This is a genomic window from Agrobacterium sp. (genome assembly GCF_032092815.1).
In the GTDB taxonomy this organism is placed as follows: Bacteria; Pseudomonadota; Alphaproteobacteria; order Rhizobiales; family Rhizobiaceae; genus Agrobacterium.
This window is the reverse complement of record NZ_DAMDBP010000036.1, coordinates 34927-48037: the sequence shown is the minus strand read 5'-3', so window position 1 is coordinate 48037 and position 13111 is coordinate 34927. Positions and strand designations below refer to the sequence as shown.

Here is a 13111-nt window from a genome sequence, read left to right as displayed (position 1 = left end):
GGCTGACGCCAGCTGCGACACCACGCGCCGCAGCCAGCACCGCCCCACCATCCCGCAGACTGCCGATTTCGAAAAACGGGCAGATATCGCCCCCTGCCTCGCTGACCAGCAACAGACCTGCAAGGCAATCCCAGGAGTTCATGTGCAGTTCGACATAACCGTCCGAACGGCCGTCAGCGACATAGGCAAGCGCAAGTGCGCCTGACCCTGCGCGGCGCACGTTAGTGCCCATATCGAGCAGATTTTTGACAACACCGAGATAGGTTTCATTGGTAACCCGCGTTGACCAGCCCATTTCTATCGAGGCGGCATCAAAACTGCTTGTTGTCGATGCCAGAATGGGCTTGCCATTCAGCGTTGCACCCTCTCCACGGCAGGCAAAATAAAGCTCGTCGAGAGCCGGATTATAGATGGCACCGATTTCCGTGCGGCCATTCTCGACATAGGCAATCGAGATGCAGAAATGCGGGATACCCCGCGCGAAATTGGCCGTGCCATCAACGGGATCGACAACCCAGACCTTTGCACCGATTTCGCCGCCACCCTCTTCGCCAAAGAAAGTATCTTGCGGAAAATGCTTGGCAATCGTGCTGCGAATATGCGCCTCGGAAGCTGCATCCGTCACAGTCAGAAAATCCTGCGGACCTTTCATCGAAATGCTGCGCTCGGCCTCGCCGTAAAAACCTTTCAAAACCAGCTCTCCGGCAGAGCGGATAACCGCACGGCAAAGGTCGGCGCGAGCCTGAAGCGTATCGGCGTAATGCAAGTTTTCCACGAGATCACCATCAAATGATTTGAACACGCGTGCAATATTGCACACGTGTTCATTGATTGCAAGCAGCCCTCCGGTGTGGACGTCGTCATTCTTTTGGGGAAAACGACGTCCTTTCCGTTGCCTCAGGCAGAGGCTGCAATCGGACGTGCGAGAGAAGCATCGTGAATTGCCATCAGCTCATCATAGGCCGAAATATTTCCGGCCAAAACCGGATGCGCGTCCAGGAATGCCTTGCCCTCGCCGGGAAAGGCCATGAACCGGCCGCCAGCTTCCTTGATAAGGCAGAAACCCGCCATGCAGTCCCAGGCGCGCATATAGGGTTCGTAATAACCGACCAGACGTCCTGCAGCGACATAAGCGAGCATCAGCGCACCTGAACCGTTCCGAATGAAGCTGCCGCCCCGCGCCAAAAGGTCGGTGATGATGGAGCCGACCTGTTCGGGTGCCGCCAGAGTGTTGGAGCTGATACCCGTCATGGAATTCTGCACCGTGCGGCTGGCGTCAAGCTTCAATGTCTTGCCGTTGAGCGTTGCACCCACTCCCTCCGCTGCAGCGTAGATTTCATTGGCGCACGGCACCTTGATAACACCGATGACAGGTAAACCGCGATGCAGCACTGCAATCGAGACACACCAGCTTGGCATGCCGCTGACAAAAGGTGCCGTTCCGTCAATGGGATCAACCACCCATGTGTAACCGGATGTGCCGTCCTGTAGGCCAAATTCCTCACCTAAAAAGCTGTCTTCGGGAATTGCCGCCAGCACACGCTCGCGCAAAAATGTCTCGACATTACGGTCGGCAATCGACACCACGTCCTGAAGGTCACGTTTGGTTTCAATCACCAGAGTATCGCGCCTGTCGAAGTAATCGAACGCCATGGCGCCCGCCTCTTCCGCCAGAGCCTTCGCCAGTTCAAAACGCTGTTGAAGGCCAATATCATGCATCGTCATCTCATAAATCCTGTCGTCTTTCAGTGGTTGTTCAGCCTTGGATCAAGGCAATGCCGCGATTTTTGAAACCCAATGTCACATCGCTTGAGGTTGGCAGATTGGTCTCAACGGCATGGTCGATGATGAACAAGGTTCCGACATCGGTCTTGACCTCATATTCCACGTGGCCGCCAAGATAGGCACTGTGCAGCACGCGGCCAGCCAGCCCCTGCCCGCCCGGTTGACCGATGGAAATCGACCCCGGTCGCACGGCGAGCTTTGCCGAACCGGGCTTGGCATTGCGCGCCGGTATGCGGTGGTCGACACCACCAACGCGGATCACCGCATCGGCACCCTCGATGCTCACCACCTCACAGCCAATGACATTTGCCTCGCCCATGAAATCGGCGATAAACGGCGATGCCGGCGCCTCATAAAGTTCACGTGGCGTACCGGACTGGGCAATCTCGCCATCCTTCATCACGATAATTCGGTCGGAGACCGCCAAGGCCTCATCCTGATCGTGAGTCACATAAACCGCAGTAAATCCAAGGCGCTGCTGCAATTCGCGGATTTCAGTGCGCACACGACGGCGCAGACGCGCATCAAGGTTGGAAAGTGGCTCATCCAGAAGCAAGACCTGCGGTTCCAGCACCAGTGCGCGGGCGACAGCCACACGCTGCTGCTGGCCACCGGACAGCTCTGCCGGCAAGCGATGGCCCATGCCCGCAAGGCCAACGAGCTTCAGGCCTTCTTCAGCCTTTTCACGCGATTCCGCCTTGCTCAGCCCGGAATATTGCAAACCATAGGCAACATTGTCGAGCGAGGTCATGTGCGGAAACAGCGCATAGGACTGAAACACCATGGACACGTCACGTTCATTGGCTGGCAACATGGTCACATCCTTGCCGCCAATCAGGATACGCCCGGCGGTGGGATGTTCGAGCCCCGCAAGCATGCGAAGCGTCGTGGTTTTGCCGCAACCTGATGGCCCGAGCAAGGTCACCAACGTGCCGGGTTCGATGGTCAGAGACAGGTCGGCAATGGCGGTGAAGGCACCAAAGTCTTTTCGAACGTTCTGGAACGTCACGGAACCGGGTTTTACGGAAATCATGCGGTTTTCTCCTGAGAGAGAGGAACGGAAGATGCTGACTGTTGGCCCGCGACGCGATTTTCACGACGCAGTCGGCGCTCGCCGACAAGGAGCTGGAAACCGGCAATGACGGTAATCATCACCACGATCAGCATGGAGGAATAAGCAATGGCCACGCCATATTCGCCGTTTTCAACAAGGCCGACAATGTAAGACGTTGCCATGTTGTATTGGGCGCTGACGAGGAAGATGACGGCGCTGATCGAGGTGATCGCACGCACGAACGAGTAGACAAGTGCGGCCGTGATCGCCGGACGCAGCAGAGGCAGGATCACCTTTCTGATCGTGCGGAAACTGTCGGCCCGCAGCGTCAACGACGCTTCATCGAGGCTCTTGTCGAGCTGGCTCATGGCCGCAATGCCGCCGCGCACGCCAACCGGCATGTTGCGGAACACAAAGCAGGCAATCAGGATCAGTGCCGAACCGGTCATCTCAAGCGGCGGCAGGTTGAAAGCCATGATATAGCTGACACCTATAACCGTGCCGGGAATGGCAAAGCTCATCATCAGCGCAAACTCAAAGACATTCCGGCCGGCAAATTTCTGCCGAACGATGATATAGGCGGTCAACAGGCCCACGGCAGCTGTCAACGGCGCGGAAATGAGTGCGATCTCCATTGTTGTCCAGAACGAGTTCCAGGCAACACCCGTCCAGGCAATCGAGCCATTGCTGATGCTGACCGAAAACGCCCTGATATAATGGTCAAAAGTCAGAGAGTTATCGAGACCCCAGGTTTTCACGAAACCGCCGACCAGGATCATACCGTAAACGACGATGGTGAACAGCATCCACGGCACGACAATCGCATGAACGCCAATCGAAAGACCGCGCGGCAAGGCAATATGTGCACCGCTATCACCCTTGCCCGTCACGGTCGCAAAATTCTTGCCCGCCAGCCAGAAGCGCTGGGCAAGGAACGCCGAAAGCGTGAAACACAACAGAATGATGGCAAGGACGGCAGCACGTGACGGATCATTTTGAGAACCGACAACAGCAAAGAAGATTTCCGTCGACAGCACGCCGTGGCTGCCACCCAGCACCAGCGGATTTCCAAAATCCGCCATGCTTTCAATGAAACCAATCAGAAAGGCATTGGCGAGACCCGGCTTCATCAGCGGCAAGGAAACCCGCCAAAAGGTACGCCAGCGATCGGCGCGCAGTGTCTGTGATGCCTCTTCCATGGAAGGGCTGACACCTTCGACCACACCAATCAACACAAGGAAGGAAATTGGCGTAAAGGACAGAACCTGGGCAATCCAGATACCGGTCAAACCATAAAGCCAACGGCCGGGTTCGATCCCGAACAGATCAGACAAGCCCTGCGTAACGACACCGGCGCGGCCGAACAACAGCGTCAAAGCCAGACCGATAACAAAGGGTGGCGTGATGATCGGCAAAACCGTCAAAAGGCGCAGGCCCTTCTTGAAAGGAAAACGGGTGCGGGTGGCAACCAGCGCAAAACCAAGCCCGAGCACCGTCGAGCCAGTCGCCGTCATCACCGCCAGAAACAGCGTGCGCCAGGCCACACCACAACGTGTTTCGCCAATCACGCAACCAAGGCTCCAGATGCCCGGATCCTGCATGTTGCGGACAAAACCATCGGCATTAAACGAACCGTCAAAGTCCTGAACCGAGGCGATCAGCATGCTGCCAATCGGATAGAACACAAAAACCGCAACCAGGAAGACCAGTACGGAAATCGATCCGACGACAAAGGCGTCACCCTTCATCACCCCACGCTCGGCAAGGCCAAACGCAAAAAACAGCACGAAAACCAGAGACAGGGTAACGGCACCGGCACCAAGCGATGCCTGACCATCTGCCAATACGCCAAACAGGTTTTCGCTGACAGACCAGGTCCAACCGGTAAAGCCAATTGCCAGGCCCTGAAGGCAGAGGAAAAACAGCCCTGCCGCACCGATCCATGCCAGAAGCTTGCCGCGTCGCATCGGGTCAGCGATGGGTCGAACAGCACATCCAGCAAGGAAGAACACGGCGACACCGATCAGCCATGGTTTACCGTAGAGGAAAATCTGCAGCACCGCGGGCGCATTGCTGGCCGAAGAGAAAAATTCAGACACCCAACGAAAACTGAAGAAGCCACCTTCGATGCGATACCAGGGGAGAAGAAAAAGGGCCAACGCCCCAAGGATCAGGACAATGTCCAGCCTGCGATTGCCACGCGTCATGGCCGACCTCGCTATTTTCATGCGGAGAAATGGGTGACCGGTATCCGCAGCCCTTGGCCCGGATACCGGTCAACTGGTCCTGGATCAGTTGGCGACAGCGCCGACTTCACGATCCCAACGTTCCAGCAGGGCCTTGCGCTTGGCAGGGTCGCCAAAGGTCTTGAAGTCGTAGTCAATCATCTTGATGTCTTCGAACTTCGGCGCCTCTTTTGGCACTTCTGCTGTTTTGTTGGATGGCAGCTGGAAGGACTTGGCATCTTTCATGCGAGACTGGACATCGGCCTGCAGCGCCCAGTCATACCAGATCTTTGCATTGTCGAGATTGCGGGCACCCTTGATGATCGACATGGAGCCGATCTCGTAACCGGTGCCTTCACATGGCGCGACCGACTTGACGGGGAACCCTTCTGCCGTCTGTGCAACAGCATCATGCATGAAGACGATCCCAAGTGCGGTTTCGCCACGGGCCGCAGCCTTCACAGGTGCAGAGCCGGACTTGGTATATTGCGAGACATTGGCGTTGAGCTTTTTCAGATAATCAATGGCCTGATCTTCCCCCATGATCTGCACCAGAGAAGCCAGTGCAGTGTAAGCCGTACCCGAAGAATTCGGGTTGGCAATCTGGATTTCACCCTTCAATTCTGGTGCCAGCAGGTCGGCCCAGCACAATGGTTCCTTGTATCCTTTGGACTTGAAGATTTCGGTGTTGTAACCCCAGCCCAATGCACCGGCATAAACGCCAACTGTCTTGTAATCGGTGCTTTCGGCCTGCTTCACCGCCCAGTCCTGCAACTGGTCAAGCATTGGCGACTTGTATTCGAGTGTCAGGTTCTCAGATGCCGCCTGCATATGGGGATCCCCTGTGCCTGCCCACCAGATGTCGGTCTTGGGGTTACGTGATTCAGCACGAACCTTGGCATAGGTTTCACCCGAAGACAGGCGAACCATGTTGACCTTGATGTCATGAGACTTTTCGAAATCGCCCTTCATCTGTTCGCAGATGACCACATCGGCCGAGCAAATCAGGTTGAGTTCACCTGCCGCCTGCGCGCCAGTGGTGGTGAGTGCGGTACCTGCAAAGAGCAGGCTGCTCAGTAGTGTCAGTCGCATGGGTATCCTCCTATAGCTTGCGTCTGAATGGGTGGCGGCGATTAAACATGGCGCTGCCGGTCGCAGTGCCCGGTGCGGGACTGCGTTGTGTTTTTATCGTTGTGAGATGCGGCCTCTTATTGGGTCGGATGTATCTCGTTATCGAAGCGGTTCAACAGCCGACTTCGCTCTTCGGGCAAACCAAAGGTGGCAAAATCGTAATCCACCATCTTGATCATCGATATATCGGGCGCCGTCAGCGGCAGGGTCGCCTTGGCATTGGATGGCACCTGATTTTGTCCGGCGCTGAACCCGGTTGCCTGCCCCTCCGGGCTCAAGGCAAAATCCACAAAAGCCTGGGCGAGAGCCAGATGCGCTGCCCCTTTGACGATGCTTGCCGCCCCGATTTCGTAACCGGTGCCTTCGCAAGGAGCGACGATTGCCAGCGGAAATCCTTCAATCTTCTGCGTTACCGCATCATGCATGAAGGAAATTCCAATCAGCACCTCGCCACGAGCCGCGGCCTTGACCGGCGCAGACCCTGCCTTGGTGTAAGCCACGACATTGCGATTAAGCTTTGCCAGGAAATTGAACGCTTCCTCCTCCCCGAACAGCTGGACAAGTGTCGCCAGAAGCGTGAAAGCCGTGCCTGAAGAGTTCGGATTTCCCGACTGGATATGACCGCGATAAATATCCTTGGCCAGATCTTTCCAGCAGGTCGGCGCTGGCAGACCCTCCTTGGCAAGAAGCTCCGTATTATAGGCAAACCCCAAGGCACCGGCGTAAATCCCGGCAGAACGCGCGCCCGACATTGCGTAGAAATTCTGCGCCCAAGGCAGAAGATCGTCCGGATTGGCGGGGTGATATTCCTCGAGCAAATCCTCGGAACTGGCCTGCAGATGCGTGTCACCCGTGCCGCCCCACCACACGTCTATGGTCGGCTTCGAACGCTCGGCACGAATCTGGTCGAGAATTTCACCGGTGCTCTTGCGAACAACCGAAATTTCGACACCCATTTTTTTCTCAAACGCCTGCTGCATGGTGACACACCATGCCTCATCAACGCCGCACAATACGTTCAGCTTCGGCTCGGCCATGCCATAGCCCGCGCCCCACAGCCATACGACCATGCTCGCCGCTAACGCGGTAATTGCTCTCAAGTGAGCCTCCCTGCTTGGAACCTCCCCGTTCCAATCTCCACAAACAGCATGTCACATCCTGTCGCTGCCGCAATCGAAGAATGGTTACCAATCTTTCACCAAAGCGCCCAACAAGATGACATTTGTTACAAATATGACATTTCCGATAACCAGCGAAGCTTTGAAGATATCAAAGAGCGTGCTTATGATGGCTGCGGGAGGAATACGCAGTGCTCAATCAGAAGGTAAAGATTCTGATCGTCGAGGACGATCCAGACATGTCCGAACTGATTGCCGATCTGGTCGAGGCCGAGGGGTGGGCACCGACCTGCGCCCGGTCTGCGGAGGAGGCAGACCAGATATTGGCAACGGACACCATGCAGCTTGTGCTGGTCGATCATAATCTGCCGGGTGCATCCGGACGGACTTTTGCGCAGCGGCTGCGCAGCAAGATCGATATCGGCATCGTCATGGTCACTGCGGCTGGCAGTGCCGCTGACCGTGTTTTAGGGTTGGAAACCGCAGCAGACGATTATGTGGTCAAACCCTTCGAGCCGATTGAGTTGACGGCACGGATCAAGGCCGTGCTGCGGAGAACCATTCCGTCTTTGAAACATGAAAAAGACAATGAGCGTGATCACAGTCGCTCCTCTTTGCGGCTGGGCGACTGGATTTTCGACCATGACGCCCATCAGGCCGTCTGCCTTGCTGACCGCAGCAAAACGCTGACAACGGCCGAATTCGCACTCTTGGAAATCCTTGCCGAAACACCAAACCAGCCGGTCAGCCGCGCACAGATCCTCGACCGTCTGGGTTCGGAAAGTGACCGCTACATCGACCGTAATGTCGATGTGCTGGTGCTGCGTTTAAGGCGCAAGATCGAAAGAAACCCGGATTTGCCCCGCCATATCAAGACGCGCCGCGGCAGGGGATATGTTCTACATACCGACGAGGCAGAGCTTTCGCCGTGATCACTCGCTCCTTCTGGTCGTCGATCGCCTTTCGCCTGCCGTTTGCGATCGTCTTCATCTGCGTGCTTGTGTTCAGCCTTTCGGCAATTGCCCTTTACGGCTTGCAAAAAGCCCGCGATGAAATGGCTGCTTATGGCTTGCAGGCATTTGCCAGTCTGGGGCGGGTATCGCTGGTATCGCGGCAGGTCTCGGACCTCGTGTCGAGCGCCCCATTTCTGATGAACGCCGCATCCCCCTACCGTGTTTCCAGCGAAAGCCGGTCTGTGGTGCAGCAGGTCGACAGCCTGCTGGCAATGATCACACCGCGCGAGGGTGAACGCACCATTCCCGGTTTTGCCAGTGACCGCATCGTGGAACTGCTCCAGCAAATCCGTATGCAAACCCTCGATCTGGTCAAGGATGCAGATGCCGCTCAGGTCCACAAGGCCGATGCGGCCGCAGCACTTGGGGAAATTGCCACCGGTCAGGGTGTGATGGACCCTAACATGCGCCAGCGCATGAACGGTATCGTGCAGGCTGCCTCAACCTCCGACAGCCTGTTCCAGCTTGGTGAGCTGCGCCGCCGTTATGTCGCCGAAACCACCGCCCGACAACAAGGATATCCTGGCGACCGTATCGCTGCAGCCGATCTGATACCCTATGAGCGTGTATTCAAGGCGCAGACCCAATATCTGCTTGAAATGTTCGCAATCCGCGCCTCGGTTGCCAAACTGCACACCGTATCGCGGGACTTGTCACATGCGACGGAAACTCAAAGTGATGCCATAGCCCGTGGCCTGAACGAGGATTTGCTGTCGACATCCGATGCGCTGAGCCGTCTTCTGGTCATCGTGGCATTTGCATCCCTGCTGGTTCTGGTGATGGCGGTGTTTTCGATCCGCTCGGTCATGCGTGTCTCACGCGGTATCGTGACACTGTCCAACGGCATGAATGCGCTGGCCAAGGGTGAAAAGGACATCGGTCCGCCCTCCTATCGCGGACCGGAAACCGAGCTCATTCAGCTTCTTGATGCGTTTCGGGCCTTCCATGCCAGCGGGGATCGTGTCTCGCGCCTACGGCGCACGGCAGAGGCCGCGGCCCGCACCATCCGCTCAACCTTCCGCAACATGAATGAAGGCATTGCCCTGTTTGACCCGACTGGCCGACCAATCACCATGAACCGGCGGATTATCGAGCTGGTGGGACGCTCAGGCTCTCCACGCAAACTGGCGCTACGGCGTTTTGTCGAAACGATACCGGAAATCGATCCGCAATTGCTGCCTTCAGACACGGTGCCCGGCACATTGGTCGACCGCGTTTTCCTCAGACATCGCACCAAAGACCGACGCGTCATTGAGGTGTCCGTATCACGCCAGCCAGATGGCGGCATAGTGCTGCTGGCCCGCGATATCACGGCCCTTGATCGGCAGGAAGCGGAAGCAGCCAAGGCCCAGCGTCTCGACGGCATCATGCGCATGACCCATCAGGTCAGCCACGAGGTCGGCAACATGATCGGCATCATCACCGGCAGTCTTGGTCTTTTGGAGCGAGAGGCCGGCTTTAATGATCGGCAGAAACGCCACATCGCCCGTATTCGCAAGGCGGCAGATCGCGGCCGCTCGCTTGCTTCGAGCATGTTGACCGTCGGCAGCCAGCAGCCGATCCATGCACAACGCATTGATGTTGCCAGCCTGTTACGTGGCATGGCCGATATTCTGGAAATCGCTGTTGGATCAAAGTGCCATATTGCACTTCATCTGAACGAGGAATTGCCGACCATCCCGCTTGACCCTGCGCTTCTTGAGCAGTCGATCCTCAACCTTTGCCTGAATGCAGCCGCTGCCATGCCGCGGGGTGGCCTGATCTCGATCAGTGCCTCTTCGAACAGGGATATTCTGACGATCGATGTCACCGATGAAGGCATTGGCATGACGCCGGAAGCCATCGACAAGGCGTTTGAACCCTATTTCACCACCCGTGAAGAACATGGCGGCGCAGGTCTTGGCCTTGCCATGGTATATGGTTTCGTGCGCCAGAGCGGTGGTGAGGCTCATATCCACTCCGTCGTCGGACAGGGAACTTCGATCAAACTCCTGTTTCCGATAATAGAAATCGTGAGTGGGAACAGCCACCTGAGCTACAACTCAGAGCGGTGACTGTGCCACAGGTGCTGAATGACGCAGTTTGAAATCAGTTGGCTGTGAAATCTGCGACGTTTGAGACCTGCTGGATCACCTGTCGCAGGTTTTCCACGAACAGGCTGGCCAATGCGCTTGGCGTTCTTTCACTACCGATCAGCATCAATTGCTGTGTGTGGTGGGCAAGCTCATGGATCGGAATATAGATCAGCCGCCCCTGCCGCAGTTCATATTCGATGTCAAACGGCGTGAGGAAGGTAATGCCTTCATCGGATAGCGCCGTGTGTCGCATCACCTCGATCGAATTGGTCTCGACAGCAAATTGTGGCTCCAGCTTCATCTTGGAGAAAAGCCGGTCGAGATGTGGCCGGATCGCCATCGTCATATCGGCAACGATCAGCCGGTAACCGATACAATCACTGATTCTTATGCTGGACCGCAAGGCCAGCGGATGATCCGGCGCCATCACCGCACCCAGACGGCCAATCGCCACGTCAAGTACGCGGATATTGGGGCGCGATGGAAAGTCGAAGCCAAGCCCGATATGAGCCTCGCCGTTTTCCACACTGTCCATGATGTCGTCGCCAGTCGGCAACAATCGCAGCTGAAGTTTGACGCGCGGATTGCGTTTCTGGAAATGGGCAACGGCGCGCGGTACGAGATTGGCGGCAAGGCCACTCATCACAGCAACGGTGATTTCTCCGCGCCGCAAACCCTTCAGCTCTTCGATCTGTGACTGGACACGCTCCATGTCCTTTAAGGTCGCGCGAATGTGGCGGATCAGAATTTCACCAGCTGCGGTCAGCAACAGCTTGCGTGTGGTGCGCTGGAAAATCGGCGTTCCAAGCTCTTCTTCGAAGGCGAGAATCTGCCGGCTGACCGCAGAAGGCGCGACATTGAGCTTTTCAGCCGCCTTGCGGATGGACCCTGAACGGGCAACTTCATCGAAATAGCTGAGCAATCTGGCATGCAGCATCACGTAAAACCTATGTTGCCTAAAAGGCAACGCAAACGACACAATTAAGCGCTTTTAATTCATTTTATCCTTGCTAACAATGTCCATGCGCCCGAAAAAACGCCACGCCTATAAACTAGGCAAATACTCCATAGGAAGCGACGATGAAAACCTTTTCTTTTGAAAATCCGACAAGCGCCGAGGTGTTCAGGATCTCGCCGACCGATACCAATTATTTCGCCATTCTGTTCGATCCGAAATCCGCACCAACGGACAATATTTTCGTCGTTGAAATCTTCAACGTCGGCGGCGCAACTCCGCCAAACAGCCATTCCGATGCGCATGAATTTTTCTACGTGCTGCACGGCGAAGGCATCGCTTCCAGCGATGGCGATGAAATGCCGATCAAGAAGGGCGATGCCCTGCTTCTCAATCCCGGCAGCGTCCATATCGTCAAGAACACCGGCACCTCAAAGCTTTACACCCTCACCGTCATGACACCGAACCAGGATTTTTCGGAACTGATCCGCAGCGGTGAGCGCGTCAGCCTTGACGAAGAAGACATTCGCGTTTTGCAGGGGCTGTAATCTATGGATGCCATGGCAAACCAGCCGCCCCTCAACCCGCTCGGTCCCTCGGCCCGTAACGAATGGCGGGTCTCGGCCGAAAAGGTCAACATGGTCCGTGTGCCAGTCAGCGCACGTCCGGTTTCGGTGCAGGATCGCAACCGCACGATCACCTTCGACGCCGCCAAAACGGCTGTCATCGTCATCGACATGCAGAACGATTTTTGCCACCCGGATGGCTGGCTTGCCCATATCGGCGTGGATGTCACACCGGCCCGCGCACCCATTGAGCCGCTACAGGCATTGCTGCCAGTGCTGCGCAAATCCGATGTGCCTGTCGTGTGGGTGAACTGGGGCAACCGCGCCGACCGCGCCAATCTCTCGCCGGGCATCCTGCATGTCTACAATTCCGACGGCCTTAGCATCGGTATCGGTGACAAGCTGCCAGCGCGCGATGCAGAGGTTCTGCAGGCAGGCAGTTGGGCCGCACAGGTTGTCGACGAGTTGGCAATCGAATCCGATGACATCTGCGTTGATAAATACAGCATGTCGGGTTTTCACGATACGGTTCTGGAAAGCGTGCTGCGTAATCTCGGCGTCACAACCCTGCTGTTTGCCGGCGTGAATGCTGACCAGTGCGTGCTGTGCACATTGCAGGATGGCAATTTCCGCGGCTTCGACTGCATCCTGCTGGAAGATTGCTCTGCCACCACATCACCGGACTTTTGCATGCAGGCCACGCTTTACAATGTGCGCCAGTGCTTCGGTTTTGTCTGCAACTCCGCAGAAATCAGGGAGCAGCTGGCATGACGTTGGAGACAACAGCATCAAGCGCTGCCGTATTGCCGGTCAATCTGCCTGACGTCGTCGCCGAAGTTACTGTCCTGTGCGACGCCTATGAGGTGGCATTGATGACAAATGACCTCGACACGCTTGATGCGCTGTTCTGGTCGGCCAGCGAAACCCTGCGATACGGCATCGCTGAAAACCTCTACGGCATCGAGGAAATCCGCGCATTCCGCATCGGCCGCAGTGGAGGTTCGCCGCAACGCGATGTTCTTCGCCGCGTCATCACCACCCATGGATCCGATGTCGCAACCTGCAATCTGGAATTCATAAGGCCAGCCACCGGCACCCGAGGCCGCCAGAGCCAGACCTGGATACGCACTGTCGATGGCTGGAAGATTGCAGCCGCTCACGTTTCGCTGATGAACGCCGACCGTTAACC

General features: G+C 56.5%; 12 protein-coding genes. 5 read left to right on the top strand and 7 right to left on the bottom strand.

The annotated features are described in order from the left end of the window. The 6 genes from RT613_RS18265 to RT613_RS18240 all read right to left on the bottom strand — a co-directional run. Positions 1–775 (bottom strand): inositol monophosphatase (locus RT613_RS18265; protein ID WP_313617664.1); only part of this gene is annotated, 775 nt, incomplete at its 3' end. Between the two features lie 122 nt (positions 776–897). Continuing rightward, positions 898–1725: an inositol monophosphatase gene (locus RT613_RS18260; RefSeq protein ID WP_313617662.1), complete on the bottom strand. Its 828-nt coding sequence runs from the start codon at positions 1723–1725 to the stop codon at positions 898–900. A 31-nt stretch (positions 1726–1756) separates the two neighbouring features. Beyond that, complete coding sequence (locus tag RT613_RS18255) at positions 1757–2818, bottom strand: ABC transporter ATP-binding protein (protein ID WP_313617660.1); 1062 nt, start codon at positions 2816–2818, stop codon at positions 1757–1759. Beyond that, a complete protein-coding gene (locus RT613_RS18250) occupies positions 2815–5046 on the bottom strand; it encodes an iron ABC transporter permease (RefSeq protein ID WP_313617658.1) in 2232 nt (743 codons plus the stop codon). Before RT613_RS18250 ends, RT613_RS18255 begins: the two co-directional genes overlap by 4 nt. A gap of 84 nt (positions 5047–5130) precedes the next feature. After that, entirely contained in the window at positions 5131–6156 is a 1026-nt protein-coding gene (locus RT613_RS18245) for an ABC transporter substrate-binding protein (RefSeq protein WP_313617656.1), read from the bottom strand. Positions 6157–6272: 116 nt separating this feature from the next. Continuing rightward, positions 6273–7265 carry an ABC transporter substrate-binding protein gene (locus RT613_RS18240; protein WP_313617668.1) on the bottom strand — a complete coding sequence of 331 codons (993 nt, stop codon included), beginning with the start codon at positions 7263–7265 and terminating at the stop codon, positions 6273–6275. Positions 7266–7504: 239 nt separating this feature from the next. Between RT613_RS18240 and RT613_RS18235 the strand changes: the two genes are divergently transcribed. Both RT613_RS18235 and RT613_RS18230 read left to right on the top strand, forming a co-directional pair. Then, positions 7505–8245, top strand: a complete 741-nt coding sequence (locus RT613_RS18235; RefSeq protein ID WP_313617654.1) for a response regulator transcription factor — start codon at positions 7505–7507, stop codon at positions 8243–8245. Further along, the gene (locus RT613_RS18230) at positions 8242–10380 is read left to right on the top strand and encodes a sensor histidine kinase (protein ID WP_313617652.1); all 2139 of its coding nucleotides are present in this window, start codon (positions 8242–8244) and stop codon (positions 10378–10380) included. The genes RT613_RS18235 and RT613_RS18230 overlap by 4 nt, the downstream gene beginning before the upstream one ends. 34 nt (positions 10381–10414) lie before the next feature. On the opposite strand, the gene RT613_RS18225 is transcribed toward RT613_RS18230, so the two are convergent. After that, complete coding sequence (locus RT613_RS18225) at positions 10415–11338, bottom strand: LysR family transcriptional regulator (RefSeq protein WP_313617650.1); 924 nt, start codon at positions 11336–11338, stop codon at positions 10415–10417. 143 nt (positions 11339–11481) lie between these two features. On the opposite strand from RT613_RS18225, the gene RT613_RS18220 reads away from it, so the two are divergent. The 3 genes from RT613_RS18220 to hpxZ are packed head-to-tail and all read left to right on the top strand — an operon-like array spanning position 11482 to position 13109. Continuing rightward, positions 11482–11904, top strand: coding sequence for a cupin domain-containing protein (locus tag RT613_RS18220; protein ID WP_313617648.1), 423 nt, complete (start codon positions 11482–11484; stop codon positions 11902–11904). Between the two features lie 3 nt (positions 11905–11907). Beyond that, entirely contained in the window at positions 11908–12693 is a 786-nt protein-coding gene (locus RT613_RS18215) for a cysteine hydrolase family protein (protein WP_313617646.1), read from the top strand. Next, positions 12690–13109, top strand: coding sequence for an oxalurate catabolism protein HpxZ (hpxZ, locus tag RT613_RS18210; RefSeq protein ID WP_313617644.1), 420 nt, complete (start codon positions 12690–12692; stop codon positions 13107–13109). The genes RT613_RS18215 and hpxZ overlap by 4 nt, the downstream gene beginning before the upstream one ends. Positions 13110–13111 lie beyond the last annotated feature (2 nt).